This is a genomic window from Lutibacter sp. A80, from assembly GCF_022429645.1.
Taxonomy (GTDB): Bacteria; Bacteroidota; Bacteroidia; order Flavobacteriales; family Flavobacteriaceae; genus Lutibacter.
Genome location: NZ_CP092480.1, coordinates 813,193 through 839,703, shown reverse-complemented (window position 1 = coordinate 839,703; position 26,511 = coordinate 813,193). Strand labels below are relative to the sequence as shown.

The following is a 26,511-nucleotide window of genomic DNA, read 5'->3' as shown; positions in this document are numbered from 1 at the left end:
GTAAATTAACTTAAAAAATAAAAATTTAATTAATTGTAGTTGTATCTTTAATTTTAAAACAGCGTTCTTTACCTAAATAAGCTGGATCTCCATATTCTTCAGACCAAAATCCATCTAATAAATCATTAGAGATGCAGCGATACACCACTACACCTTTGTAAGTTTGGTTGTTTTCAGATAGGTAACTAAAATTAATAACTAATATATTATCTTTAAAAAAGCCAGTTCCATACTGTTTTTGAGTATTTTGTATTAGCCATTTTGCAATTATTCTATTGTTATTATCAAGTGTTAAGTTTAATGTTCCTTTATAGGTTTCGTCTGTTTCATCTTGATTGCTACCAATTATAGAATAATCACCAACTAAATCAGTTACAGAGATATTTTTAAGCATAAAATTATTTAGCTAATTTGTAATTAAATTTCATTTCAACTTCATCTTTTCCTTCTTCTTTAAAAATTACATAAATAACTAATTCATTTTCAGAAATTTTTTCAAAAGTAAGATCATCAAAAAATACTTTATTTTTTTCAATTTTTACAAGAGGAAATTCTATTGAAGTATCTTTATCTTCCCATCCGTTTAAATCTTTATCAAAATGTTTGATACGCAGTAGGAGGCTATTGTTTTCTTCCGTAATTGTGCATAATTCATAAAATTGAACGGTGTCTTCAACTACTAATTTAAAAGATCCCATCATAGACTTTCCAAGTGGTGCTGTCCAAATTTCTTCGGTAATTCCGCCAAAAGCTTCACCTACCCAATAACCAGCAATCCAAGAAATATCATTAATAGAGGCATTCGGACTTATGTTATCGCCTAATTTTAAAGTGTTTTGTGATATTATTGTAGTTGAAGCGATAAATAATAATAAAGTCAGGTAGTTCTTCATTTTATGAAAATTAAATTACCTGACTAATCTACTATTTTTATTTATATTAACAATTACTTAGTGTTTATTAAATAGGTTTTTAGTTCTTGATATGTTGAAATTATTGTTGATTTTTTTTCCTTATCAATAACATTTAAAATTTGCTGAGGATATTTTATAGTTTCATTTAAAACGGGCTCTACAACATCTAAAAATTTTACTGGATGTGCAGTTTCTAAAAAGATACCTTGACCATTATTATTTTCAAAATATTTTTTTAAACCTAAATAACCAACAGCACCGTGGGGATCTGCAACATATCCAGAATTTTGTTTTATTTCTTTCATTGCTTCTCGTGTTTCATCATCAGAAAAGGAATAAGAGCTAAGATTCTTTTTTAGTTCTTTGTCACTTCCATAAATTTCTTGAATTCTTATAAAATTACTAGGGTCACCAACGTCCATTGCATTAGAAATTGTTTGTTTTGAAGGTTTAGGACTGTAGATTCCTGTTTCTAAATAATTAGGAACAATATTATTAGCATTGGTTGCTGCAATAAACTGCTTAACTGGTAAGCCTAATTGTTGTGCCATTATACCTGCACAAATATTTCCAAAATTACCGCTTGGAATAGAAAAAACAAGATCTTTATTTTTATCTTTTAATTGTTTGTAAGCAAAAAAGAAATAAAACATTTGCGGTAACCAACGTGCAACATTAATAGAATTTGCTGAAGTTAAATTTCTTTGAGAAGTTAATTCTTCATCTAAAAAAGCAGTTTTTACCATTGCTTGGCAATCATCAAATGTTCCGTTTACTTCTAATGCTTTAATATTATTTCCTAAAGTAGTTAGTTGTTTTTCTTGTACTTCACTAACTTTTCCACTTGGGTATAAAATTACAACATCTATGCCTTCAACACCAAAAAAACCACTAGCAACAGCACCTCCAGTATCACCAGAAGTAGCTACTAGTACTGTTACTTTTGTTGTTGCTTTGTCTTTATTGAAATAACCAAAACAACGTGCCATAAATCGTGCTCCAACATCTTTAAAAGCCATTGTTGGTCCGTGAAATAATTCTAAGGATGCAATAGTATCATTTATTGGTACAACTGGAAAATCAAAGCTTAAAGTATCTTTTATAATTTTTTTTAATTCATTTTCAGGAATTTCAGCACCAACAAATTGTTTAATTGCTTCATAGGCAATTTCTGTAGTGCTTAAAGTTTCTATTTTATTGAAAAAATTTTGAGATAGTGGAGTTATACTTTCAGGAAAATATAAACCTTTATCGGGTGCTATACCTTTAATAACTGCATCTTTAAATGATACATTAGGTGCTTTTTTATTTAAACTATAGTATTGCATTGCTTATTAATGTTGATTTTATAATTCTTTGATTCCTTGTTGATTTATTTTTGAAACGTGTATATCATAGTCAATACCAACTTTTTGATAAACACTTTTCATTGCATCAGCTACTTTTAAAGCTGTTTCTTTTCCTTTGCTTAAAGCAAAAATTGAGGGTCCAGATCCTGAAATTCCACATCCTAAAGCTCCTGCATTTATAGATTGTTGTTTTACTGCATCAAAAGCAGGAATTAAAATAGAACGAATTGGTTCAATAATATAATCTTCTAAAGAACGTCCAATTAATTCATAATCTTCTGTATATAAACCGCTAATTAATCCTCCAACATTTCCCCATTGTTTAATAGCATCTTTTAGAGGAATGTTTGTTTTTAATATTTCACGAGCATCAGAAGTTTTAACTTCAATTTGCGGATGAATAACAGTGGCATATAATTTTGATGGTGTATTAATACTAATAATATCTAAAGGTTCGTAGCTTTTAACCAAAGTAAATCCGCCAAAAAGGGCAGGAGCTACATTATCTGCGTGAGCTACACCTGTTGCTAAACGTTCACCTTCCATTGCAAAGCGAACTAAATCAGTTGCATTAAAAGGGTTTCCTAATAATTTGTTTATAGCCCAAACAGTTCCGGCAGAGCTTGCAGCACTACTTCCAATACCACTTCCTGGTTTAATACGTTTGTCTATTTCAATTTCAAAACCGAATTCACTTTCTGTTTCAGCTAATAAAGCAAGAGCTGCAACACCAGCAACATTTTGATGTGTTTCTAAAGGCAAATCTTGACCAATAATTTTAGTAATAGTTATACCTTTTTTTGCAACTTTTCTAATAATCATTTCGTCTCCAACATTGTCTAAAGCAAGTCCTAATACATCAAAACCACAAGATATATTGGCAATAGTAGCAGGAGCAAATATTTTTAATTCTTCATTCTTCATTTTCAAGTGTTTTGTATCTGGTATTAAATATAGTGTACATTTTTAATTATTTCCAATTCTAATAATGTCTGCAAATAAACCAGAAGCAGTAACATCAGCACCAGCGCCAGCACCTTTAATTATTAATGGTTGTACAGGATATCTTTCAGTAAAAAATAACACAATATTATCGCTTCCATCTAAATTATAAAAAGGATGGTCTGAAGGTATTTCTTGCAAACCAACTTTTGCTTTACCGTTGTCGAATTCTGCAACAAATTTTAATCTACAATTATTTTTAGCAGCATTATTATAAATTTTATTAAAATGTGCTGCTTCTAATTTAACAGTTTCTAAAAATTCTGGAACTGTTTCTGCTGCTAGTGAAGATTTAGGTAAAAATGAATCATTTTCAATATCACTTAATTCTAATTGTGTACCACTTTCACGAGCTAAAATTAAAATTTTACGCATTACATCTACACCGCTTAAATCAATTCTTGGATCAGGTTCTGTGTAGCCTTCAATTCCGGCTTGCTCAACTACATTATAAAATGAATTTTCATTATTAAAATTATTAAATACAAAATTTAAACTACCAGAAAGTACTGCTTGAATTTTTTTGACTTTATCTCCAGAAGCAATTAAATTTTTAAGTGTATCTATAATTGGTAGTCCAGCGCCAACATTTGTTTCAAATAAGAAAGGAGCGTTATAGGTTCTAGATAATTTCTTTAAATTTAAGTAGTTAGTGTATTTAGAGGAACAGGCTATTTTATTACAAGTTACAACAGCTACACTTTCCTTTAAGTAGCTAGCATATAGTTTAGAAATGTTTTCGTTGGCTGTATTATCTACAAAAATGCTATTTCTATAATTTAAATCAACTACTTTTTGGTGAAATAAACTCATATCTAAAGTTTCACCTTTATCTAAAGAAGGTTTCCAGTTTTCTAAATCAATACCATCTTCATTAAACACCATTTTTTTAGAATTTGTTAATGCAATTACACGTACTTGTAATCTTAAATTCTTTAATAAATATGCTTGTTGTTGTTTAATTTGTTCTAATAATTTACCTCCAACATTTCCAACACCTACAACAAATAGGTTTAACTGTCTTGTTTGATTTTCAAAAAATTCTGAGTGTAAAGTATTTAAAGCTTTTTTTATGTCTTTATGTAAAATTACAGCTGAAATGTTTTTTTCTGAAGCTCCTTGTGCAATAGCTCTAATGTTTACATTGTTTTTTCCTAAAGTACTAAACATTTTACCGCTAATACCTTGGTGGCTTTTCATATTATCACCAACCAAAGCAATAATTGCATTGTTTTCTTCAATAATTACAGGATCAATTTTAGCATGCTCAATTTCATAACTAAATTCTGTTTCTATTGCATTTTTAGCTTTTAAAGCATTGCTATTATTTATAGCAAAACAAATTGAATGTTCTGATGAGGCTTGTGTAATTAATGAAATATTTATTTTTTCTAAGGATAATGCTTCAAATAAACGTTTAGAAATTCCAGGTATACCAACCATTCCACTACCTTCTAACGTTATTAATGCCATATTTTCTATATGACTAATTCCTTTAATAGGATTACTGTTTAAAGCTGTTTTTGTGATTAAAGTTCCTGAGTCACTTGGGTCAAAAGTGTTTTTTATACAGATAGGAATTTCTTTTTTTAATATTGGTTGAATTGTAGGCGGGTATAATACTTTTGCTCCAAAATGAGATAATTCCATAGCTTCTTGGTATGAAATATTTGGTATAGGAAAAGCTTCACGGACAAATTTTGGATTTGCAGTATACATTCCGCTTACATCTGTCCAAATTTCTAGTACAGAAGCGTTTACTGCAGCTGCAATAATTGCCGCTGTATAATCTGAACCACCACGTCCTAATGTAGAAACTTCACCATTTTCTGTTTTAGCTACAAAACCTGGAAATACAACTACTTTATTTGTGTTTTGTTTAAAAAATGCTTTAATATTTGCATTTGTTTTATCAAATTTTACACTTGCATTAGAAAAGTTATTATTAGTAACAATTAATTCTTGTGAGTTTTTTAAAACAGCATCTAAACCGTTACTTTGCATTGTATTTGCAATAATAAAAGAAGAAAAAAGTTCTCCAAAACTTACAATTTTATCAGATGTTTTATTTGATAATTCATTAATTAAAAAAACACCTTCTAATGTGCTTTCTAATTTGTTTAACATCTTTTTAATCTGTCCTAAAACATTACTTTGATTGCTAATTGGAATTAGTTCTCTTACAACTTGTAAGTGTTTTTCTTCAATAGTTTTAAAAGTTTCAAGATAATTTTGATCACCAATACAAGCTAATTTACCCGCTTTTAAAAGTAAGTCTGTTACTCCACCAAGTGCAGAAACAACTACAGCAATATTGTTTTTATTTGAACTTTCTTTAACTATGTTAACTACTTTGTTTATGTTTTCTGAGGATGCTACTGAAGACCCTCCAAATTTTAATACTTTCATATTAATACTATATAATTATTTATTGAAATATTTTTTATTGTTTTCAAAATGGAGAAAACGAATGTGTACGGATGGTATAAATAGAATAGAACCCCTAAAGGGTTGTTGTAGTTGTTGTAGCAATATTTAAGTTGCGCATTTGAGTTGCGTTTTGTGTTAACTTATTTGTATTTGCTGTTTGCATACTGTAAAATTAACTATTTTTTTAATACTACAATACTTTTATATGAATTTTAGTGAAATTTTATTTTAATTCAGAAAAAAATAAATACTTAAGCTGTTTTTTTAACAACTTTTACGAATAGTAAAATGAAGTTGTGATAAATTCAATAATAAATCTAATTTTAATTAAACCATTTTATATTTCACCATTCAAAAAGCAATACAAGCTTAAAATAATAGAAAAATATAATGAAATTCTAGTTTAGAATTATATGTTTTAAATATTAAAAACGCCAAACTTAAGTTTGGCGTTTTTGTGTTTTTATAAATCTAAAACAATTTGATTATGTAATAAATCTTCAAAATTTTCTTCTTTTCTTATCAGGTAATCTTTGCCTTCATGTACTAAAACTTCAGCGGGTCTAAAGCGCGAATTATAGTTAGATGCCATAGAAAAACAATATGCTCCAGCATTATGAATACATAAAACATCATTTTCAGAAACTTCACTAATTCTTCTATTTGATCCAAATGTGTCATTTTCACAGATGTAACCAACTACATCATAAATTTTTTCTTCACCCTCTGGGTTTGAAATATTTGTTATATGATGGTATGCATCGTACATCATTGGGCGTAATAAATGATTTAAACCACTGTTAACTCCAATAAAAACAATATTTGGTGTTGGTTTTACAACATTTACTTTTACTAAAAAACTCCCTGCAGAACTCACTAAAAATTTACCAGGTTCAAATATCATTGTTAATTCTCTGCCGTATTCTTTACAAAATTCATTAAAACGGTTACTTAAAGTAGCTCCCATTTTTTCAAGATTGGTTTCAATATCTCCTTCTTTATAAGGAACTTTAAAACCACTACCAAAATCAACAAATTCTATAGTATCAAATTCTTTTACGGTATTTAATAGTATTTCAGTTGCTGTTAAAAAGGCATCGATATTATAAATATCAGATCCTGTGTGCATATGAATACCATTAATTTTTAAACCTGTTTTTTCAACAATATTTTTAATTCCATCTATTTGATAAATTGAAATACCAAATTTAGAATCTATATGACCCACAGAAATTTTATGATTTCCACCTGCCATTACGTGAGGATTAATTCTTAAACAAACAGGAATATTTGAATATTTAGCACCAAATTTTTCTAAAACAGATAAACTGTCTAATGTAATTTGTACTCCTAACTTTGTTGCAGTTTCCATTTCTTCGAATGAAATACCACTAGGAGTAAAAAAGATATCCTTAACATTAAAGCCAGCTTCCAATGCTAGTTTTACTTCTTGAATTGAAACACAATCTACTCCAGATTTTAAGGTGTTTAAAACCTTTAAAATATTAATATTTGAATTTGCTTTAACAGCGTAATTTATTTTTAATTTAGGTACGTTTGAGAAAGCGTTTGTCATTCTATTATACTGAGAAATAATTTTTTCAGTATTGTAAACATATATTGGGTTTCCGTATTTTTCAGAAAGTGCTAGTAATGATTGATTGTCCATTCAATATTTTTTTTGAAGGCCAAAAATAGAAAATGCTTTTAGTTATTAAAATATATTTATACAAAATAACATTATTTAACAGTTTGTTAAATTTAGATACTCAAGAGTGTTGTAAAAGTATATTTAAATTAAGTTTTAACTTGCAAATAAATCAAATGTATCTTGTATTAATTCTTCTTTTTTAAGGTTATAAGAAGTATCTGTATTATTTTTAAGATAACTATTTAAAATTCGTTTTACATCATTATTATCTTTTTGAGAAGTTATAATTTTAATGTAATCATTTACGTTTTTTGGTTGCTCTGTTGCTTTGGCATATCCAAAACCTTTGTAAATTCCATTTAAAACAAGAATGTATGCAGTTTCATTTTTTGTTCTTCCAGCTTCTTTTATAACAAAATTTTCAGACTTATATTTAATAGATTCTATGGCTTTTAAAACTCTTTTATTGTAACTTTTTGCAGTTTCTTCATCTTTACAAATACCTTTACATTGCTTTATTTGATAATGAAAACAGGTTGTAACATTGGTTTGTAAGTGACAATATTTAGGGCATAATTGATAGGTTTCACACAATTTTTCTAAAAATAATCTACACTCTGTTAAGTTATGAAATTTCATTAACGGATTTGTTATTAGCTTTAATCGGTTGTAAGCTAAATGTAAAACACCGTTTCTATCTTCATAGCTAAATAAACCAATAACTTCTTGTGATCTGCGTTGTGCTCTATTAAATTTTGGATAGATTTTTTTTATTTCAGCAGATTCTAATAATAATGCAACTAATTCATTACCAGTTTCTTTAAAAGTAATGTTTGCAATTTCTAAACACATTGTTACTTCTTTTTTTGCTTTATCGTAAAAATGACTGATAACACGTTGTTTTATATTGTTTGCTTTACCAACATAAATAATTTCATTTTTAGCGTTTTTAAAATAATAAACACCTGTTTTTTCTGAAAGGTTATCTATAATCTCTTTAGGAAGTAAAGGCGGTAAAGTAGCTTGCCTAGATTTTGGGTTTAAGAAAGAATTTATTGTTATTAGTAATGGGTCTAATTTTAAAAGTTTCTCAAATAATATAGTGGTTGCTTCGGCATCGCCTTTAGCTCTATGTCTGTCTTTAATAACTATATTTTGAGAATTACAAAGTGCACCTAAGCTATACGATTTTAATCCAGGAATTAGTTTGCGAGACAAGCGTACGGTACATAATTTTTTTCGCTTAAATTCAAAACCAAGTTCTTTAAATTCTTGATTGATTATATTATAATCGAAATTAACGTTGTGCGCTACAAAAATGCAATCTTTTGTAATTTCTTGAACTGTTTTTGCAATTTCATAAAATTTTGGAGCTCCACCAACCATTGCATTACTAATTCCGGTTAAATTAGTTATAAAAGGTGGAATAACACATTCTGGGTTTACAAGGGTAGTATACTCATCAATAATTTTTTTACCATTGAAAATAAAAATAGAAATTTCTGTAATTTTAGAACTGTGTCCAGTAGTTTCTATATCAACAATTGCATACATTAATTTATTGTTTTTTTGAGTTCTTTTAATTCAACACCTAATTGTGTTAACATATTTGCAATACTGCTTATTTTTAATTCTTGCTCATCGTATTCTTGCGTATTAATGCTGCAAGTAAATTCCCAAAGTTCTAGCACCTCATCTACATGTACATAATAAGGATCATACTTTTTATTGTCTGAAGCTAATAAAAGCATATTGTGTTCTTCAATTTTATCATATACACGTTTATAAACAATACCATCGTTTAAAGTAATTACAATGTATGTTTTACCATTTTTTAAATCTCTAATATCTTCAACAAAACGCGCAACAATATAAGAACCGCTTTTTACAGGGAGCATAGAGTCACCTTTTATAGGAAAAGCTCTATGTGTTCCGGTAGGTAAAAATGGCAATTTAATTTTATTTAAATGTTCTATATATTCAGGATCCGAATAACCTCTTAAATAACCTGCAGAAGCTTCAACTGGAATAATTTCTATTAAATCATCATCGTTATTATCTATAGTTATAGGAAATAAAACTCTTTTACTACCTACTTTAAGAAAGTTTAAATCAGTTGCTTTTGTTAAATCATTTTTTGCTAATAAATCTATAGAAATATCAAAAAAATCTGATATTTCTATTAAAAAATCGATAGGAGGAATTGCTCTATTATCCTCGTAAGAACTTATTCTAGAGCGAGAAACATTGAGTGCAACTGCAAATTGTTCTTGTGTTAATCCTTTTAAAGTTCTAAGATGTTTAATGTTTTTTGATATAAAATTCATTTTGCTAAATTTCTAAACTCATATTGTTTATATATTTAGCTAAAATAGTAAAAAAATATAAAATTACTAATCAATTTATAAAATTGTAGTGTTATTTTTTTAAATAATGAAGTAGATAAATTGTAGTTAATTTTCTCTGAAAATTTAAGACAATTTAGTATGATATTTTTAAAGAATAATGTAAATTTGAGAGTGTTTTTTTACGAATAATACTTTTGAGGCTGTGGTTTTTAGTATTTGTAAAATATTTTTCAATTGCAAATTAATTTATCAAAATAATATAAATTCACTTAAATTTTAAAATACTATGGCAAAAACAACTAAAGGTACAATTGCAATATTAACAGGTGGAGGTGATGTTCCAGGTTTAAATCCTGCAATTAGAGCTATTACAATTCGAGCAATACGTGAAGGTTACAGAGTTATTGGTTTACGTAGAGGTTGGGCAGGAATTGTAGAAATTATACAAGATAAAAAAGCAGATAATAGTAATAATTATGTTGAACTTACTCAAGTTATTGTAAATAGAGCAGGAAGAACAGGTGGTACTTTTTTACATAGCTCAAGAACACGCCCAAGTCATTTACCAAAAGCAAATGTACCAAAGCATTTACAAGATACGTATAAAGAAGAATATAACGATTTGACTAAAGTTGTTTTAGATAATTTAAATTATTTAGGTGTAGATTATTTAATCCCGATTGGAGGTGATGATACATTAAGTTATGCAGTTAGATTGTATAAAGAAGGAGTAAAGGTTGTTGCAATTCCTAAAACAATGGATAATGATGTTCCAGGTACAGATTATTGTATTGGTTTTAGTACTTGTGTTACACGTACTATAAACATGACAAATACACTTAGAACATCAGCAGGTTCTCATGAACGATTTTTAGTGTTAGAAGTATTTGGTAGATATGCTGGTTTTACAGCCATGTTACCAACAATGGCAGGTGCTGCCAACCGTTGTGTTATACCAGAATTTAAGTTTAATATAAATAAACTTACAGAACGATTGCTAGAGGATAGAAATGAAAATCCAAGTAAATATTCTGTTGTTCTAGTTTCTGAAGGTGCCATGTTTGAAGGTGGAGAAATGGTATTTAAAGATGGTGAAAAAGATCAATTTGGACACGCTAAACTTGGAGGTATTGGTGAATTAGTATCGCAACGATTAAAAGAAATATCTCCAAAATACAATAATGGAAAAAGAGTTAATGTTATTAACCAAAAATTAGGATATTTGGTTAGAGGTGGAGATCCAGATGCAATTGATTCAATTGTACCTATGGCTTATGGAAATTTAGCGTTAGATCTTATTTTAAAAGGAGTACATGGTAGATTGGTTGTATTGAAAAATGGACGTTACGATAATGTACCTATTGATGTTGTTACAGGTAAATCTAAACTTGTAAATATTGATAAATTCTATAATTCAGATAGACTTTGTCCAACATACAATAGTTTTGAAATGAATCCGTTGTTTATAATGACAAGTGAGTAAAAAATATACTTTAAGCTTTTAATGCGTGTAGTTTTAGTATAATTTTTTAAAAATGAATCGAGAGCTTATTTTAAATAAGTTCTCGATTTTTTTAATATTGTATACCAGTTTAAGCTTTTACAATAATCCAGTAAAAATAGCGAGATAATATAGTCCGGTAATTATAAATACCACACCTGCAACTACTCGCATTACTTTTTCTATTTTAGTAATTTTGTTATAGAATATACCTACTTTATCAGCTGTAAAGGCTAATAAATAAGTGAAAAGAATTACGGGCAAGCCTGTTCCAAAGGCAAAAACTATAGGTAAATAAAGTCCGTCAGCTGAACCAATTGTCATAGGAATTAACATACCAAAAAATAAAGCTCCACTATACGGACAAAATGCTAGAGCAAAAATAACTCCTATTAAAAAGGAGCCAAGTAGCCCTTTATCTTTGAATTTATCGGTTAATTTTTCTTGAAAATTCGATTTTCCTAAAAAATTAAGTTTGATAACATTTAACATTATCAATCCAATAATAACTAATAAGGGACCTAAATATTTTTCACCATTTTGATTAAAAAAACGAGCAATATGAAATTTACTAGCTCCAAAATATAATATCAGTCCAATTAAAGTGTAACTAAAACCTCTTCCTAAAGAGTATAATAAACCGCTTAAAAAAACTTTTCGTTTACTAGAAATATTTTTAGAAATAAAAGCAGTTGCTGTAATATTGGTAGCCAAAGGACACGGACTAATTGCTGTCATTAGTCCGAGTATTAGAGCTGATAGAATAGGAATATTGTAATTTTCTAAAAGAGATTGTAAAAACTCCATTTAAAGTGTTTTTAATTCGGTATCAATTTTAGTTTTTAATTGTTTAGAAAAACCTTCTTGATCATTTCCATTCATAAAAGCAAATTCAGTTAAATTTAGCTGTTTTTCTTTACCATTTTTAATTACGTTTATAATTAAAGCAGTACCAGCGGCTTCAAATTTTTCTGCTATCTTTTCATTTTCTTTCTCATCTACATTAATAACTTGAAAAGTAATTTTATTTTCTTTTAGTTCATTAGAAAAATAGGTTTCTAGCGTGTATTTAGTGTTTTTTTCAATTGCATTACAAGTCATACATCTATGAGTAGAGTGGAAGTCTATAACTTCTATTTTTGAAACTGATTGATCTACAGTTTGGTCTTTACTTTTGTTTTGACCATTACAAGCTGTAAATATTAGAGCGATAGTTAAAATTGTTAGAAATTTAATTGTTTTATTCATTTTTATTAATTTTTATGGTTATAATATTGAGTTAAATAGAAATCCTGAAATAATAATTGCAATGGTAACTACACCAAAAAAGATGGCAATTAGTTTTAAAGACATTACTTTTTTGAGAAGTGTAGCCTCTGGAATTGATAAGCCTACTGTTGCCATCATAAAAGCTATGGCAGTACCAAGAGGAACACCTTTGGCAACAAAAACTTCAATTACAGGTACAATTCCTGCGGCATTTGCATACATTGGTACGGCAATAATTACTGCAAGTGGTACAGTCCACCATTCTCCTCCTCCTAAATATTCATTAAAAAAGTTTTCTGGAACATAACCGTGCATTGCAGCACCAATGGCAATTCCAATAATAACATAAAGTAATACACCTTTTACAATATCCCACGCACCTTGTGTAATTTCTGGTAATTGTTGATAAAAAGTCAAAGTATCTTCTTTATATGTTGCTTGTTGCATTTTATTTTCAAGAATTTTTTTTACCCAATCAGAAAGTAAGGGCTCGAGCTTAAATTTACCGAGTACCCAACCTCCAATTGTACCTAATAAAATACCTGAAATAGCATAAATTAAAGTAGCTTTAATTCCAAACATACCTAAAAACATAGCTATAGCAACTTCATTTACTAATGGTGAAGTAATTAAAAATGAAAATGTAACACCTAAAGGTATTCCACCTTGTACAAAGCCTATAAAGAGTGGAACTGATGAACAAGAACAAAATGGTGTTATAGCTCCAAATATTGAAGAAAAAAAGTATTCTAATCCATAAAGTTTTTTCTTATTTAAATAATCTTTTAAGCGTTCAACAGGAAAATATGCATTTACTATTCCCATTATAAAAACTATAATGAATAATAGAATTAGAATTTTAAGTGTGTCATACACAAAGAAATTTAATGCAATTCCTAAATGTGTTTCTGCTCCAATTTCAAAAACGGAGTATATAAGCCAATCGGCAAAATTTTGTAACCAATCAAACATGTTCTATGGATTTAATTACTGTACTAAAACTATGATAGATTTTAATTTTTAAACCTTTATTTGGTATTGATCAAGTTTTAATACAGTATTTAATTATGATTTATTTTTAGCTTAAAAGTTTTAAAAGTTCTTCTTTTGAAGGTACTCTTCCTTTAATAGTTATTACATCGTCTATTACCAAAGCAGGAGTAGTTAATACGTTAAATTTCATAATTTCCATAATATCTTCTACTTTTTCAATAGTTGCGTCAATATTGTTGTTTGAAACTACTTCTGTTACAACTTGTGTCATTGTTTTACATTTTGGACAACCGGTTCCTAATACTTTAATTATTTTTGTCATAATACATTTGTTTGCATATCGCCAATAAACGATATATATGTTAAAAATATATCAATCAAAAAAAAGTTGGAATAATGATTTTGCTTCTTTCCAATTTTTTTGATTGATACAATATTTTATTTTTGGAGGTTTTAATTCACCTTGTATAAGTCCTGCATTTTTAAGTTCTTTAAGATGCTGAGAAATTGTTGATTGTGCTAAAGGAAGAATTTCTACTAAATCTCCAGTAAAAAAACAAGACTGATTTTCTAAATGTTTTAAAATAGCAATGCGAGTAGGGTGTCCTAATGCTTTAGCAAATCTTGCAAGTTTTTCAGTATTTTCTTTATAAACTATATGTTCTAGACTTCTATTCATTTTCTTATCGCAAATGTACGATGTGTTTTTAATTCAATATATGATGAAAATCATATATTGCGGAAAAATTTAATTTTTATTTAATTAATAATTGGGTATTTGTAAGATGGATTTTAAGATTAACCATATTATTTAGCGATTCTTAAAGCTTTTGCAAAAGAGTTATTAAATTGACTTTCTTCAATTGCTTTTGCGGCTTTTTCAACATTATATTCTGCTCTTTTAAAGGAAATATTTATAGTTTCTGCTTTAGAAGATGAAGTAGCTTGGTTGAGTTCTAAAATTGCATAACAAATTCTAGGATCATTATCTTTTGGTTTCCCAACAGAACCAATATTTACAACATGTTTATAAACCTCACCGTCTTTAATTACTCTATGAAAAGGCTTATGTGTATGTCCGCATAATAACATATCTGCCTGATGTAATTGCATCATATCTAGCACCTCTTGTTCGGGGTAATCAATTACCATATAGTCATTAATAGCTTTCATACTTCCGTGTGTCATTAATAATTTAAAAGGTTTGTTATTTGTAATAAATGAGAGCGTTAAATGTCTTGGAAGATTAATTAAATAATCTCTATTTTCATCATTTATTAATAAATGAGTTAACTCTTTATTTGTTGGTTTTGTATGTTTTACAATAGGATTTAAGAGTGCTTCATCATGATTTCCCATAATGGTTTGAATCCCTCTCTTTCTAATTTCATCAACAACTTCATTGGGCCAAACATTGTAGCCAACCAAATCTCCTAAGCAATAAATTACATCTATATTTTCTGTTTCAACATCTTTAAAAAAAGCCTCAATTGCAGGTAAATTAGCATGTATATCTGAAAAGAAAGCTATTCTCATTTAGCGTTGATTTTTGGTGAGTTGTAATATTTCTTTTTCAACCAAAATGAAACTCTAACTAATAAAATTAAAGCAGGAACTTCAACTAAAGGACCAATTACACCCGTAAATGCTTGTCCAGAGTTTAGTCCAAAAACGGCAATAGCAACAGCAATAGCCAATTCAAAATTATTTCCAGCTGCTGTAAATGCAACTGCTGCGGTTTTATCGTATTCAGCACCCATAGATTTGGTAACAAAAAATCCAATAATAAACATTAAAGTGAAATAAATAAGTAAAGGAACTGCAATAATTAAAACGTCCATTGGAATTTCAACTATTAATTCTCCTTTTAAAGAAAACATTACTACAATAGTAAATAAAAGTGCAATTAATGTTAATGGTGAAATAGTTGGAATAAATTTTTTGGTGTACCATACTTCACCTTTTAATTTCACTAAAATTTGTCGACTTAAAATTCCTAATAAAAAAGGAATTCCTAAGTAAATTGCTACGCTTTCTGCAATTGTACCAATTGAAATATCTACAATTGCTCCTTCAAAACCGAAATAGGGTGGAAGTACAGTTATAAAAATCCAAGCATAAAAACTGTATGCAAAAACTTGAAAAATACTATTTAAGGCAACTAAACCAGCACCGTATTCACTACTTCCTTCGGCAAGATCGTTCCAAACCAAAACCATTGCAATACAACGAGCCAAACCAATTAAAATTAATCCGACCATATATTCCGGATAATCTCGTAAAAAAGTAATAGCTAAAATAAACATTAAAACAGGACCAACTATCCAATTAAGAATTAATGAAATAGAAAGTATTTTTGTGTTTTTAAAAACTTTTGGTAATAATGCGTAGTTTACCTTAGCTAAAGGAGGATACATCATTAATATTAAACCAATTGCTATTGGAATGTTTGTTGTGCCACTATTAAAAGAATTTATGATATTTGGAAATGTTGGTATAAAATATCCAAGACCTACACCAATTGCCATTGCTACAAATATCCAAAGAGTTAGATTTCTATCGAGAAAGCTTAATTTTTTTGTTGCCATTTTTATGAGTTTATTTGAGAGAAAATGTAAAATAATTCAGTTGCAATTTGCAAACTTCTTTCGTTGTATTTTTCCACTTGTTGAGGAGTATTGTCAAAAGCTTTTGGATCTTCAAAAGTTATTGGAATACGTTTTTCAGCTCCTGGAACAAAAGGACAAGCTTCATTTGCGGAATCGCAAGTTAATATTGCTGCAAAACTGTTTTTTGGATTAAAATCATCATCTAATTTTTTTGAAAATCCGATTATAGGATGTTCATTTTCTGCATATTTAATACTGTAAATTGGGTTATTTCCTTCAGAAAGTGTTTTAATTTCAAAACCTGAATTTTGTAAAGTTTTAGCAACCACAGGAAATAATGCTGTACTTTCTGTACCTCCAGAATAACAAAAAATATTTTTAAGGTTAAAGTATTTTGCTATTGTTTGTGCCCAAACTTGTGATAAATGACTTCTTCTAGAATTATGGGTGCAAATAAAATTAATTCTAATTTCTTGGTTATTTGAAACCTTAGTTTGAACAAATTCTACTAGAGGTTGTAGCACTACTTTACGTGCTTCTGAAATTGTTTCAGGATTTAAACTTTTTATTAAATTTTCTATTTTTAAATAGAGCATAAGTTGAGTAGATTTTATTTTAAAATTTTATGATTTAGCAGCAATTTCCTCCAGGAGTACAGCAAGATTCATTATTTAAATCTGCTAGATTTACGTGTTGTTTTTTTACAGGAATACCACATTTATCTTTAGCTAAGCAATCTGTTTGCTTACTGGTTAACAAAAAGTTTTTACCATTAAAATCAAGTCCAAATTTACCAATGGTATCTGCTTGATATTCAACTTCAATTTCTAAGTCTTCAATTCCTAATACTTTTTCTGAAAGCTCTATAATATTTAATAGTTTTTCTGGATGTAATCTATGATCGTAATCATTTGCATTCCAAAGTTGAAAGTTAGCTACAGTTTCATTACGTACAGTTCCTCCACAATCAATAAAGTGTTTTGTTATTTTACCAACTTCTGTAACATGGAAATGACTTGGTACTAATTCACCATTTGGTAATTGAAAAGAAATGGTTTCTAATTTGTTTAGTTGTAATTTTATTTCTGAAAGTTTCATTTTATATTTTTTGCGATTATAATTATATTAATAAGGGTTTAACAGCAATCTTCTGTTTTAGAAATATCTTGATTTAGAAAATCTAACATAGTTTCTTTCATTTTTGTCCAGTTTTCAGTGTTTATACAGTAACAAACACTTGTGCCTTCAACATTTCCTTTTATAAGCCCTAAATGTTTTAATTCTTTTAGATGTTGAGAAATTGTAGGTTGAGCAAGCCCAATTTCATTTACCAAATCACCACAATAACATGCGTTTATTTTAAAAAGTTGTTGTAAAATTGCAACCCTAGCAGGATGTCCAAAAACTTTTGCAAATAATGCAATTTCATTTTGTAAGTCCGAAAAAATTTCTGATTTAGCTAATCCCATATTTCTTTTTATTTGTTAATTGCAATATTACGATTAATATTGAAGTTCACAAAAAAATATAAAAATTATTTGTTTTAAAGGAGTAGAATATTTTAAGTATTGATAGAATATATTTTTTTAACACTAAGGTAAAATGAAGCTTATTTTATAATTGTTTAATGTTAGCTAAAAGCTTAATTAATTTATACTTGTCAATTGGTTTTGAAATATATGTATTACAGCCAGCTTCTTGTGCTTGTAGTTTAAAACTTTCTTGAATATAAGCAGTTTGAGCAATTATATATACAGAATTATTGAATTCTCGAATTTTTTTTGTGGCTTCAAATCCATTTAAAATAGGCATTTTAATATCCATTAATATAATATCGATATCATTATTATTTTTAACTAATTCAACTGCCTCAACACCATTTTTAGCTCGTATTATTTTTTTAGTTAAATTTTCTAAAACACTTTCTATATAAAAGAATGAAGTTTCATCATCTTCAGCAATTAGTATTTTATAATTTTTTAACTGTGTATTTGTGTTTTTTATAACTTTTTTTTTAGGACTGGTTGTTTTTACTTCGCCTGTAGAATTTGGTATGCGTACATAAAATGTAGTTCCTTCATTAGGTACAGAAGTTAATTTAATTTCTCCGTTTAATAGGTGTACATATCCTTTGGATATAGATAAGCCTAAACCAGAACCTTCATAACCGCTTGAGTGTGAATAATCTGCTTGTACAAATTCATTAAAAATAAAATGTTGTTTTTCAAGAGGAATACCAATTCCTGTATCTTTAATCCAAAATTCTACAGCTGTATTAGTTAACTCATATTTTACTTCAACAAAGCCCTTATTTGTAAATTTTAAAGCATTTTTAATAAGATTTGTAAGTATTGAGTTTACTTTATACTGATCTGTATAAAATGGTATGGTAGGTGTTGATTTACTATGTTTAAAAATTAAATTAATACCTTTTTCAGAAGCTTCTGTTGAGAAAAAATTATTGAGTTCATTAATGTTTTTTTCAATATCAACTTCTTTAATTATTGGTTTTTCAAGTCCAGATTCAAGTTTTGATACTTCAATAATATTATTAATAGTATCTAGCATTCTATGACCGCTTTTTTGGATAATATCAATAAATTGCGCTTGTTTTTCAGAAGAATAATCAACAGTTTTTAACAGGCTAGTAAAGCCTAAAATACCGTTCATAGGTGTTCTTATTTCATGACTCATATTAGCTAAAAAAGCAGATTTCATTTTATCGCTTTCTTCGGCTTTGTCTTTTTCTTTTTTAAGTTCAATCATTATTTTAGAGTTCAATTCAAGTTGTTCTCTAAGATCTTTGGTTTTATTTTTAATTTTAGCTTGTAAAATCCAATTTATAATAATTAATAATATAAAAAGTAGTAAAACTATGATACTTGCAATAAATAGATATTTTAAGTAATTACGCCATTGATTATTGTTTTTGTCATATTCTGAAATCCATGTGTCATAAATTTCTTGATATTTACCATTGGCCAAAATAACTTCTAAGCCATTATTTAAAATTTTTGCTAATTCAGGAGCTTCTTTTGAAACTCTAAACCCCATAGATCGCTCCAAAATTCTATGGTCTAAAGATTTTACATCGGTTCTATTAAGTATTTTAGCATAATACATTGCTCCAGTACGTTGTCCAAAAGAGCAAGTAACATTACTTTTATCTAATGCAAGTATAAGATCCTCATAACTTTTAATAAATAAAAACTTTGTAGAAGGATTAATAGATTGTATATAATGTACTAATACATCGTTTTTCCACATTGCAACTAACGGCTCTTTAGAGGTTCTTAAAAACTCAATAGAAAAATTATTATAATGTTTTGAATTGTATAAAAAACAATGCGATGTGTTTATGGCAGCTCGGGTATAAATATAATCTGGATCTGGATTGCCTGGAAAATGAAACCCTCCAATAGCATCAATTTCATTAGTTTTAAGGGCTTTTATTATAGTGTTCCATTCTCCACCACTTATTTTAATATCTGTTTTGTATAAATCTTTTATTGCTTTTAAGATTTCTACGTTAAAACCTACAAGTTCTCCATTTTCATTTAAATAATTATATGGTGGGTAATTATTGCTAAACATCACCTCATATTGTGCATTTAATTTACAAATAGAGAGTGTAACAAATAATAGGAGTAGAATTATTTTTTGTTTCATTAATATTGTAGGGGTTTATTAAATGTAAAAATAATAAAATTTCTTTAATAATTTTGACAATTGTTTTGTTATACTAAAGTTTAGTAGTTTACTTTGAAATTAAAATTTATATTTTTATTAAACTTTGTTTAAAATGGTAACTTATTAAGTTTAAGATTCTACAAAAAAACTGTTTAAAAAAAGAAATTAAAAAATTATAATATTACTAAATGTATTTAATACATTTATTATCTTTGATTAATAAATAAAAATTGTTTAAAAAAAAGATGCAATTACTTAATAATAAAAATGCTTATAAGCACCAAAAAAAAATACTTATTGCGGTAGATTGTGTAATTTTTGGTTTTGACTCTGAACAATTAAAGTTGCTCTTATTTAGAAGAAAAGTAGAACCATTAAAAGGAGCTTGGTCATTAATTGGAGCTTTTGTTAATGAAGACTTAAGTTTAAATGATGCTGCAAAAGAAGTAGTTTTTAATTTAACAGGACTTGATAATATTTTTTTAGAAGAATTAAAAACCTATAGTAAAGTAGACAGGGATCCTGGAGAACGAGTTATTTCTGTAGCGCATTACAGTTTAATTAGAATTAATGATTTTAATTTAGATAGTGTTGAAAAATTCGATGCCCGTTGGTTTAATATTGATGAAGTACCTGAATTAATTATAGATCATAAAGAGATGGTAGAAGATGCCATTTTAAAAATTAGAAAAAAAGCGCGTTTTCAACCTATTGGTTTTGAGTTGCTCCCAGAGAAATTTACCATTCCTCATTTACAAATATTATATGAATGTATTTATCAAAAAAAATTAGATGATCGTAATTTTAGAAAAAAAATTCTTTCGTTTGATATTTTAACTAAAACGGAAGAAAAAGACAGAACAGGATCTAAAAAAGGAGCGTTTTTATATAAGTTTAATAAAGAGAAATTCAATAATTTTATATCCAAAGGGTACAACTTTGAATTGTAACTAAACATGTGGTATTTAACAAAAATTAAATTTTTGTAAATTTTTTCACAAATACATTTATGTTTTATAAACTTATTTATATATTTGCTTATCAAAAATTAAAAATGAGAACTATTCAATTACATCATCATTTAAATACTTGCAATCAAGCGAGCTGAAGATGTATTGAATAAATTATAAATATATTTTAAACCCGTTTGATGAATTCAAGCGGGTTTTTTATTGAGCTCAATTTAATTTATCAAACAATAAGAATCAAAAAAATGAATAAAATTAAAATCGCAATTCAAAAATCAGGGAGACTAAACGAAGATTCTCTAAAATTATTAAAAGACTGTGGAATTTCAATAGATAATGGAAAAGATCAGCTAAAAGCATCTGCAAGTAATTTTCCTTTGGAAGTTTTATATTTAAGAAATGGAGATATACCGCAGTACTTAAGAGATGGAGTAGTAGATATTGCTATTATTGGTGAAAATGTCCTTATAGAAAAAGGTGAAGATATTGCTATTGCAGAGCGTTTAGGTTTTTCTAAATGTAGAGTTTCAATTGCAGTTCCAAAAGATGTTGCCTACAAAAGTATAAAAGATTTGGAGGGTAAACGTATTGCAACTTCATACCCAAATACAGTGCGTAACTATTTTAAAAAATTCAATATAAATCCAAATATTCACATAATTAATGGTTCTGTAGAAATTGCTCCTAATATTGGTTTAGCTGATGCAATTTGCGATATTGTTTCAAGTGGTAGTACCTTATTTAAAAACAATTTAAAAGAAGTTGAAAAAATGTTAACTAGTGAAGCTGTTTTAGCAGTTTCTCCATCAATTTCTTCAGAAAATAAACAAATTTTAGATAAGTTACAGTTTAGAATTCAGGCAGCTTTAAAAGGAAGAAAATCTAAATATATTTTAATGAATGCTCCAAACGATAAAGTAGAAAGTATTATTAAATTATTACCAGGAATGCGTAGTCCTACAGTTTTACCATTAGCAGAAGAAGGTTGGAGTTCAATACACACAGTAGTAGAAAAAAATTCTTTTTGGGAAGTTGTAGATGCATTAAAAGCTAATGGAGCAGAAGGTTTGTTAGTAGTTCCTATTGAAAAAATGGTACTATAAATAAAATAGAAGTATAGAATTGTTAATTTATTTAACTTTTCAAACTTCAACCTTTTCAACTTTTAAATTTAAATAAATGAATACAATTATAAATCCTCCAAAAACAGACTGGTTAAACATTTTACAAAGACCCACACAAACTGTAGCAGATGTTGAGGAAACTGTAAACGCTATTTTTGATGATGTAAAACAAAATGGAAATGATGCCGTAAAGCGATATACTTCTATTTTTGATGGTGTTACTTTAGATAATCTTTTTGTTACAGATGAAGAAGTTATTGAAGCTGAAAATTTAATTTCTAACGATTTAAAAGAGGCTATAAAACTTTCAAAAGAAAATATTTATAAATTTCATGCTGCTCAAAAAACTGAAAAAGTTTTAATTGAAACAACCAAAGGCGTTCAATGTTGGCAAGAAAAAAGACCTATTCAAAAAGTTGGATTGTATATTCCAGGAGGAACGGCTCCTTTATTTTCAACAGTATTAATGTTAGCAATTCCTGCTAAAATTGCTGGTTGTAGAGAAATTGTGTTAGCAACACCTCCAAATAAAAAAGGAAAAATTAATCCAGCAATAATTTATGCCGCGCAACAATGTGGTGTTACAAAAATTATAAAAGTAGGAGGTATTCAAGCTGTTGCAGGTTTAACTTTTGGTACAGAAACAATACCTAAAGTTTATAAAATATTTGGACCAGGAAATCAATTTGTTACAGTTGCAAAACAGTTAGCAACAAAATTTGGAGTTGCTATAGATATGCCTGCGGGACCAAGTGAATTATTAGTAGTTGCAGATGAAACTGCTAATCCAGCATTTGTAGCTTCAGATTTATTAAGTCAAGCGGAACACGGTACTGATAGTCAAGTTATTTTAGTTGCAACTTCTATGCAAATTTTAAATAAAGTTGCTTTAGAAATAGAAATTCAATTAGAAAAATTACCAAGAAAAAAAATTGCGACTAAAGCAATAGAAAATTCAAAATTAATTTTTGTTGAAACTAAAGAAATTGCATTAGAATTAATTAATGAATACGGTCCAGAACACTTTATTGTTTGTACTAATAATAACGATTTTTATGTTTCTGGAATAGAAAATGCAGGTTCTGTTTTTATTGGAAATTATACGCCTGAAAGTGCAGGAGATTATGCGTCAGGTACCAACCATACCTTACCAACAAACGGTTATACTAAAGCATATTCTGGAGTAAATTTAGATTCGTTTTTAAAAGCTATTTCATTTCAAAAAATATCTGAAATTGGAATTAAAAATATAGGAAATGCTATTGAAGTTTTAGCTGAAACAGAAGGTTTAAATGCACATAAAAATGCTGTAACTTTACGATTAAAAAGTTTAGAGTAACCTTATTACTAAGAGAGCAAGCATCATAGTAATTTGTTAATAAATGAAAGAAAATATAAAAATGAATATCGAAAATTTAGTTCGAGAAAATATAAAATCTTTAAAACCTTATTCTTCTGCTAGAGACGAATTTAAAGAATTTACATCTGAAATGGTTTTTTTAGATGCTAATGAAAATCCGTTTGATAATGGTGTAAATAGGTATCCAGATCCTCAGCAAATTAATGTAAAACAAATTTTATCAGAGTTAAAAGAAATACCTACAAATCAAATTTTACTAGGTAATGGAAGTGATGAAGTATTGGATTTAATTTACAGAGCTTTTTGTGAACCAAAGCAAGATAATATTATAACATTACCTCCAACTTATGGAATGTATATAGTTTTGGCTAATATTAACCATATTGAAGAAAGAGAAGTAGAACTAACAACTAATTTTGAGCCTGCTATAGAGCAGATTTTAAAAGTTGCAGACGCACATTCTAAAATATTATTTTTATGTTCTCCAAACAATCCAACTGGAAATTCTTTTTCAAATAGTATTGTAGAAGAACTCTTGGTAAAATTTAAAGGACTGGTTGTAATAGATGAAGCTTACATAGATTTTTCTAAACAAAAAAGTTGGCTTTCAAGATTGGAAGAGTTTCCAAATTTAATTATTACTCAAACCTTATCAAAAGCCTATGGAATGGCAGGTATTAGATTGGGTATTTGTTATGCTTCTTCAGAAATTATTGCAATTTTAAATAAAATAAAACCACCTTATAATATTAACGAATTAACGCAGAAAAAGGCTTTAAAAAAATTGTTGAATAAAAATAAGGTGCAACATGAAATTGAAAAAATTTTAGAACAACGCAGTAAGTTGATTGAAAAATTAAGTTCAATTTCGTTTATAAAAAAAATATATCCAACAGATGCTAATTTTGTGTTAGTTAAAGTTGATAATGCTGTAAAAAGATACAATCAACTAATTGAAAAAGGAATTGTTATAAGAAATAGAACAACACAACCCTTGTGTGAAAATACCTTGCGATTAACAGTTGGAACAAAAAGTGAAAATAAGAAATTAATTGAAGCATTAAAAGCGATTTAAAATGAAGAAAAAAGTATTGTTTATTGACCGTGATGGAACTATGATTAAAGAACCTGCTGATGAACAAATAGATGCATTTGATAAATTGGTTTTTTATCCGAAAGTTTTCACTTATCTAGGTAAAATCGCTAAAGAATTAGATTTTGAATTGGCAATGATTACCAATCAAGATGGTTTAGGTACCGAAGTATATCCAGAAAATACTTTTTGGCCTGTACATAATTTTATAATGAATTCTTTTGAAAATGAAGGAGTTGTATTTGAAGATGTGTTTATAGATAAAACTTTTCCACATGAAAATACAGAAACACGTAAACCTAAAACGGGTTTGCTAACAAAGTATTTTTCTGAAGAATACGATTTAGAAAATTCTTTTGTAATAGGTGATAGATTAACAGACATAGAGTTGGCTAAGAATTTAAATGCAAAAGGAATTTTTATTAATGATAATACCAATTTAGGTACTGATGAAATTTCTGTAAAAAGAAATGAGTTAGATGCTTTTATTGCTTTAGAAAGTAACGATTGGCAAAAAATATACGAGTTTTTAAAACTTGAAAACAGAACTGCTGAATTGACTAGAAATACCAATGAAACTAAAATTTACATCAAATTAAATTTAGATGGAACAGGTAAAAGTGAAATTTCTACAGGTATTGCATTTTTTGATCATATGCTAGATCAAATTTCACGTCATGGAAATATGGATTTAACAATACAAGTTCAAGGGGATTTAGAAGTTGATGAACACCATACTATTGAAGATACCATGATTGCTTTAGGTGAAGTTTTTTCGAAAGCTTTAGGAAATAAATTAGGAATAGAACGTTATGGATTTTGCTTGCCAATGGATGATTGTTTAGCGCAAGTAGCCATAGATTTTGGTGGTAGAAATTGGTTGGTTTGGGATGCAGATTTTAAACGAGAAATGATTGGAGAAATGCCAACAGAAATGTTTTATCATTTATTTAAATCATTTACCGATGGCGCAAAATGTAACTTAAATATCAAAGCTGAAGGTGAAAACGAACATCATAAAATTGAAGGTATTTTTAAAGCTTTTGCAAAGGCCATAAAAGTTGCGGTAAAACGTGATCCAGAAAAAATGATTTTACCAAGTACAAAAGGAATGCTTTAAAATATACTAGAGATGTAGCATTGAGATAATAGATTTTCTCAATACTTAATTCTCTATACCCAATACTAAAATTAAATGAAAATAGTAATCATAAATTACGGAGCAGGAAACATTCAATCTATAAAATTTGCTATTAAACGTTTAGGTTTTGAAGCAGTTTTAACAGATAATGAAGAAGAAATAAGAAATGCTGATAAGGTGATTTTTCCTGGCGTAGGAGAGGCGAGTAGTGCGATGGGAATGTTAAAATCTACGGGATTGGATAAAGTGATTCCAACTTTAAAACAACCTGTTTTAGGTATTTGTTTAGGAATGCAATTGATGTGCGCTTATTGTGAAGAAGGAAATACAAAAGGTTTGGCCATTTTTGATTGTGATGTACTAAAATTTGATGCTTCGGAAAAAGTACCACAAATTGGATGGAATCAAATTGAAAATTTAAAATCCGATTTGTTCAAAGGAATTAAAGAAAAAGAATATATGTATTTGGTGCATAGTTTTTATGTTGCATTAAATAATGAAGCAATTGCAACTACCAATTATGGTTTGAAATATGCCTCTGCCTTAAAAGAAAAAAACTTTTATGGCGTACAATTTCATCCCGAAAAAAGTAGCAAAGCAGGAGCTCAAATATTGAAGAATTTTTTAGAGTTAATGTAAGTTAAAAGTTAAATATTAGATATTAAAAGTTTTTGCTATGAAAAATCAAATATTAAAAAGAACTAAAGATTTTGCAATTAATTGTTGGCGATTTTGTGAAAAAGTACCAAAATCTAGAGAATATAATGCGTTTGTAAACCAGTTAATTAGAAGTGCTAGTTCTGTAGGTGCAAATTATAGAGCATCGCAACGGGCTAAATCAACAGCAGATTTTATTAATAAATTAAAGATTGTTGAAGAAGAAGTTGATGAAAGTGTTTATTGGTTAGAAATTTTTGAAGAAGTATTGCCAAATTATTCTAATGAAATTGAAATTCTAAAAAAAGAAGGAAAAGAGCTGTTAGCAATAACAGTAGCTTCAATTAATACAGCTAAAAGAAAACAATAAAAGAAGTTAGAAGGTAAATTATAAAATCAAATATCTAATTTA

General features: G+C 28.0%; 27 protein-coding genes. 8 read left to right on the top strand and 19 right to left on the bottom strand.

Features of this window, described 5'->3' with window-relative positions; all coding sequences use genetic code 11:
• Nucleotides 1-25: 25 nt before the first annotated feature.
• From MHL31_RS03680 to MHL31_RS03645, 8 genes are all read right to left on the bottom strand, one after another.
• Nucleotides 26-394, bottom strand: a complete 369-nt coding sequence (locus MHL31_RS03680) for a hypothetical protein (RefSeq protein ID WP_371824134.1) — start codon at nt 392-394, stop codon at nt 26-28.
• Between the two features lie 4 nt (nt 395-398).
• A complete protein-coding gene (locus MHL31_RS03675; protein WP_240227730.1) occupies nt 399-893 on the bottom strand; it encodes a DUF6265 family protein in 495 nt (164 codons plus the stop codon).
• A 53-nt stretch (nt 894-946) separates the two neighbouring features.
• Complete coding sequence (gene thrC, locus MHL31_RS03670; protein ID WP_240227729.1) at nt 947-2,242, bottom strand: threonine synthase; 1,296 nt, start codon at nt 2,240-2,242, stop codon at nt 947-949.
• 18 nt (nt 2,243-2,260) lie between these two features.
• The gene (locus MHL31_RS03665) at nt 2,261-3,187 is read right to left on the bottom strand and encodes a homoserine kinase (protein ID WP_240227728.1); all 927 of its coding nucleotides are present in this window, start codon (nt 3,185-3,187) and stop codon (nt 2,261-2,263) included.
• 42 nt (nt 3,188-3,229) lie between these two features.
• Nucleotides 3,230-5,674, bottom strand: a complete 2,445-nt coding sequence (thrA, locus tag MHL31_RS03660) for a bifunctional aspartate kinase/homoserine dehydrogenase I (protein ID WP_240227727.1) — start codon at nt 5,672-5,674, stop codon at nt 3,230-3,232.
• Nucleotides 5,675-6,158: 484 nt separating this feature from the next.
• The gene (gene lysA, locus MHL31_RS03655; RefSeq protein WP_240227726.1) at nt 6,159-7,364 is read right to left on the bottom strand and encodes a diaminopimelate decarboxylase; all 1,206 of its coding nucleotides are present in this window, start codon (nt 7,362-7,364) and stop codon (nt 6,159-6,161) included.
• A 135-nt stretch (nt 7,365-7,499) separates the two neighbouring features.
• On the bottom strand, nt 7,500-8,900 hold the full coding sequence (locus tag MHL31_RS03650) for an exonuclease domain-containing protein (protein WP_240227725.1): 1,401 nt from the start codon (nt 8,898-8,900) through the stop codon (nt 7,500-7,502).
• Nucleotides 8,900-9,673: a LexA family transcriptional regulator gene (locus MHL31_RS03645; protein WP_240227724.1), complete on the bottom strand. Its 774-nt coding sequence runs from the start codon at nt 9,671-9,673 to the stop codon at nt 8,900-8,902. Before MHL31_RS03645 ends, MHL31_RS03650 begins: the two co-directional genes overlap by 1 nt.
• Nucleotides 9,674-9,980: 307 nt before the next feature.
• On the opposite strand from MHL31_RS03645, the gene MHL31_RS03640 reads away from it, so the two are divergent.
• Complete coding sequence (locus MHL31_RS03640) at nt 9,981-11,177, top strand: 6-phosphofructokinase (RefSeq protein ID WP_240227723.1); 1,197 nt, start codon at nt 9,981-9,983, stop codon at nt 11,175-11,177.
• Nucleotides 11,178-11,294: 117 nt separating this feature from the next.
• Here MHL31_RS03640 and MHL31_RS03635 read toward each other — a convergent pair whose 3' ends face one another.
• From MHL31_RS03635 to MHL31_RS03585, 11 genes are all read right to left on the bottom strand, one after another.
• Complete coding sequence (locus tag MHL31_RS03635; RefSeq protein ID WP_240227722.1) at nt 11,295-12,002, bottom strand: aromatic aminobenezylarsenical efflux permease ArsG family transporter; 708 nt, start codon at nt 12,000-12,002, stop codon at nt 11,295-11,297.
• Nucleotides 12,003-12,443: a nitrophenyl compound nitroreductase subunit ArsF family protein gene (locus MHL31_RS03630; protein WP_240227721.1), complete on the bottom strand. Its 441-nt coding sequence runs from the start codon at nt 12,441-12,443 to the stop codon at nt 12,003-12,005.
• Between the two features lie 18 nt (nt 12,444-12,461).
• A complete protein-coding gene (locus MHL31_RS03625; protein ID WP_240227720.1) occupies nt 12,462-13,436 on the bottom strand; it encodes a permease in 975 nt (324 codons plus the stop codon).
• Nucleotides 13,437-13,542: 106 nt separating this feature from the next.
• Nucleotides 13,543-13,779, bottom strand: a complete 237-nt coding sequence (locus MHL31_RS03620) for a thioredoxin family protein (protein ID WP_240227719.1) — start codon at nt 13,777-13,779, stop codon at nt 13,543-13,545.
• A gap of 51 nt (nt 13,780-13,830) precedes the next feature.
• Nucleotides 13,831-14,136 carry a helix-turn-helix transcriptional regulator gene (locus MHL31_RS03615; protein ID WP_240227718.1) on the bottom strand — a complete coding sequence of 102 codons (306 nt, stop codon included), beginning with the start codon at nt 14,134-14,136 and terminating at the stop codon, nt 13,831-13,833.
• Nucleotides 14,137-14,264: 128 nt separating this feature from the next.
• Nucleotides 14,265-14,993, bottom strand: a complete 729-nt coding sequence (locus MHL31_RS03610; RefSeq protein ID WP_240227717.1) for a metallophosphoesterase — start codon at nt 14,991-14,993, stop codon at nt 14,265-14,267.
• On the bottom strand, nt 14,990-16,045 hold the full coding sequence (arsB, locus tag MHL31_RS03605) for an ACR3 family arsenite efflux transporter (RefSeq protein ID WP_240227716.1): 1,056 nt from the start codon (nt 16,043-16,045) through the stop codon (nt 14,990-14,992). Before arsB ends, MHL31_RS03610 begins: the two co-directional genes overlap by 4 nt.
• A 2-nt stretch (nt 16,046-16,047) precedes the next feature.
• A complete protein-coding gene (locus MHL31_RS03600; RefSeq protein ID WP_240227715.1) occupies nt 16,048-16,662 on the bottom strand; it encodes a low molecular weight phosphatase family protein in 615 nt (204 codons plus the stop codon).
• Nucleotides 16,663-16,696: 34 nt separating this feature from the next.
• Nucleotides 16,697-17,164 (bottom strand): DUF6428 family protein, encoded by a 468-nt coding sequence (locus MHL31_RS03595; protein ID WP_240227714.1) that lies wholly within the window; start codon nt 17,162-17,164, stop codon nt 16,697-16,699.
• A 38-nt stretch (nt 17,165-17,202) separates the two neighbouring features.
• Nucleotides 17,203-17,535 (bottom strand): helix-turn-helix transcriptional regulator, encoded by a 333-nt coding sequence (locus MHL31_RS03590; protein ID WP_240227713.1) that lies wholly within the window; start codon nt 17,533-17,535, stop codon nt 17,203-17,205.
• 145 nt (nt 17,536-17,680) lie between these two features.
• Entirely contained in the window at nt 17,681-19,735 is a 2,055-nt protein-coding gene (locus MHL31_RS03585; protein WP_240227712.1) for a response regulator, read from the bottom strand.
• Between the two features lie 266 nt (nt 19,736-20,001).
• Here MHL31_RS03585 and MHL31_RS03580 point away from each other — a divergent pair, with 266 nt between their 5' ends.
• From MHL31_RS03580 to MHL31_RS03550, 7 genes are all read left to right on the top strand, one after another.
• Nucleotides 20,002-20,706, top strand: coding sequence for an NUDIX domain-containing protein (locus MHL31_RS03580; protein WP_240227711.1), 705 nt, complete (start codon nt 20,002-20,004; stop codon nt 20,704-20,706).
• A 263-nt stretch (nt 20,707-20,969) separates the two neighbouring features.
• Nucleotides 20,970-21,827: an ATP phosphoribosyltransferase gene (hisG, locus tag MHL31_RS03575; protein WP_240227710.1), complete on the top strand. Its 858-nt coding sequence runs from the start codon at nt 20,970-20,972 to the stop codon at nt 21,825-21,827.
• A gap of 76 nt (nt 21,828-21,903) precedes the next feature.
• Nucleotides 21,904-23,187 carry a histidinol dehydrogenase gene (hisD, locus tag MHL31_RS03570; RefSeq protein ID WP_240227709.1) on the top strand — a complete coding sequence of 428 codons (1,284 nt, stop codon included), beginning with the start codon at nt 21,904-21,906 and terminating at the stop codon, nt 23,185-23,187.
• Between the two features lie 43 nt (nt 23,188-23,230).
• Nucleotides 23,231-24,283, top strand: coding sequence for a histidinol-phosphate transaminase (hisC, locus tag MHL31_RS03565; RefSeq protein ID WP_240227708.1), 1,053 nt, complete (start codon nt 23,231-23,233; stop codon nt 24,281-24,283).
• Nucleotide 24,284: 1 nt separating this feature from the next.
• Nucleotides 24,285-25,421, top strand: a complete 1,137-nt coding sequence (gene hisB, locus MHL31_RS03560) for a bifunctional histidinol-phosphatase/imidazoleglycerol-phosphate dehydratase HisB (protein ID WP_240227707.1) — start codon at nt 24,285-24,287, stop codon at nt 25,419-25,421.
• A gap of 75 nt (nt 25,422-25,496) precedes the next feature.
• The gene (gene hisH / locus MHL31_RS03555) at nt 25,497-26,081 is read left to right on the top strand and encodes an imidazole glycerol phosphate synthase subunit HisH (protein WP_240227706.1); all 585 of its coding nucleotides are present in this window, start codon (nt 25,497-25,499) and stop codon (nt 26,079-26,081) included.
• A 37-nt stretch (nt 26,082-26,118) separates the two neighbouring features.
• Nucleotides 26,119-26,469 carry a four helix bundle protein gene (locus MHL31_RS03550; RefSeq protein WP_240227705.1) on the top strand — a complete coding sequence of 117 codons (351 nt, stop codon included), beginning with the start codon at nt 26,119-26,121 and terminating at the stop codon, nt 26,467-26,469.
• Nucleotides 26,470-26,511 lie beyond the last annotated feature (42 nt).

What these genes read in the sequence shown, in the direction of transcription:
- MHL31_RS03680 (WP_371824134.1), bottom strand. Translation starts at nt 394, where the DNA reads ATGCTTAAAAATATCTCTGTAACTGATTTAGTTGGTGATTATTCTATA.
- MHL31_RS03675 (WP_240227730.1), bottom strand. Translation starts at nt 893, where the DNA reads ATGAAGAACTACCTGACTTTATTATTATTTATCGCTTCAACTACAATA.
- thrC (WP_240227729.1), bottom strand. Translation starts at nt 2,242, where the DNA reads ATGCAATACTATAGTTTAAATAAAAAAGCACCTAATGTATCATTTAAA.
- MHL31_RS03665 (WP_240227728.1), bottom strand. Translation starts at nt 3,187, where the DNA reads ATGAAGAATGAAGAATTAAAAATATTTGCTCCTGCTACTATTGCCAAT.
- thrA (WP_240227727.1), bottom strand. Translation starts at nt 5,674, where the DNA reads ATGAAAGTATTAAAATTTGGAGGGTCTTCAGTAGCATCCTCAGAAAAC.
- lysA (WP_240227726.1), bottom strand. Translation starts at nt 7,364, where the DNA reads ATGGACAATCAATCATTACTAGCACTTTCTGAAAAATACGGAAACCCA.
- MHL31_RS03650 (WP_240227725.1), bottom strand. Translation starts at nt 8,900, where the DNA reads ATGTATGCAATTGTTGATATAGAAACTACTGGACACAGTTCTAAAATT.
- MHL31_RS03645 (WP_240227724.1), bottom strand. Translation starts at nt 9,673, where the DNA reads ATGAATTTTATATCAAAAAACATTAAACATCTTAGAACTTTAAAAGGA.
- MHL31_RS03640 (WP_240227723.1), top strand. Translation starts at nt 9,981, where the DNA reads ATGGCAAAAACAACTAAAGGTACAATTGCAATATTAACAGGTGGAGGT.
- MHL31_RS03635 (WP_240227722.1), bottom strand. Translation starts at nt 12,002, where the DNA reads ATGGAGTTTTTACAATCTCTTTTAGAAAATTACAATATTCCTATTCTA.
- MHL31_RS03630 (WP_240227721.1), bottom strand. Translation starts at nt 12,443, where the DNA reads ATGAATAAAACAATTAAATTTCTAACAATTTTAACTATCGCTCTAATA.
- MHL31_RS03625 (WP_240227720.1), bottom strand. Translation starts at nt 13,436, where the DNA reads ATGTTTGATTGGTTACAAAATTTTGCCGATTGGCTTATATACTCCGTT.
- MHL31_RS03620 (WP_240227719.1), bottom strand. Translation starts at nt 13,779, where the DNA reads ATGACAAAAATAATTAAAGTATTAGGAACCGGTTGTCCAAAATGTAAA.
- MHL31_RS03615 (WP_240227718.1), bottom strand. Translation starts at nt 14,136, where the DNA reads ATGAATAGAAGTCTAGAACATATAGTTTATAAAGAAAATACTGAAAAA.
- MHL31_RS03610 (WP_240227717.1), bottom strand. Translation starts at nt 14,993, where the DNA reads ATGAGAATAGCTTTCTTTTCAGATATACATGCTAATTTACCTGCAATT.
- arsB (WP_240227716.1), bottom strand. Translation starts at nt 16,045, where the DNA reads ATGGCAACAAAAAAATTAAGCTTTCTCGATAGAAATCTAACTCTTTGG.
- MHL31_RS03600 (WP_240227715.1), bottom strand. Translation starts at nt 16,662, where the DNA reads ATGCTCTATTTAAAAATAGAAAATTTAATAAAAAGTTTAAATCCTGAA.
- MHL31_RS03595 (WP_240227714.1), bottom strand. Translation starts at nt 17,164, where the DNA reads ATGAAACTTTCAGAAATAAAATTACAACTAAACAAATTAGAAACCATT.
- MHL31_RS03590 (WP_240227713.1), bottom strand. Translation starts at nt 17,535, where the DNA reads ATGGGATTAGCTAAATCAGAAATTTTTTCGGACTTACAAAATGAAATT.
- MHL31_RS03585 (WP_240227712.1), bottom strand. Translation starts at nt 19,735, where the DNA reads ATGAAACAAAAAATAATTCTACTCCTATTATTTGTTACACTCTCTATT.
- MHL31_RS03580 (WP_240227711.1), top strand. Translation starts at nt 20,002, where the DNA reads ATGCAATTACTTAATAATAAAAATGCTTATAAGCACCAAAAAAAAATA.
- hisG (WP_240227710.1), top strand. Translation starts at nt 20,970, where the DNA reads ATGAATAAAATTAAAATCGCAATTCAAAAATCAGGGAGACTAAACGAA.
- hisD (WP_240227709.1), top strand. Translation starts at nt 21,904, where the DNA reads ATGAATACAATTATAAATCCTCCAAAAACAGACTGGTTAAACATTTTA.
- hisC (WP_240227708.1), top strand. Translation starts at nt 23,231, where the DNA reads ATGAAAGAAAATATAAAAATGAATATCGAAAATTTAGTTCGAGAAAAT.
- hisB (WP_240227707.1), top strand. Translation starts at nt 24,285, where the DNA reads ATGAAGAAAAAAGTATTGTTTATTGACCGTGATGGAACTATGATTAAA.
- hisH (WP_240227706.1), top strand. Translation starts at nt 25,497, where the DNA reads ATGAAAATAGTAATCATAAATTACGGAGCAGGAAACATTCAATCTATA.
- MHL31_RS03550 (WP_240227705.1), top strand. Translation starts at nt 26,119, where the DNA reads ATGAAAAATCAAATATTAAAAAGAACTAAAGATTTTGCAATTAATTGT.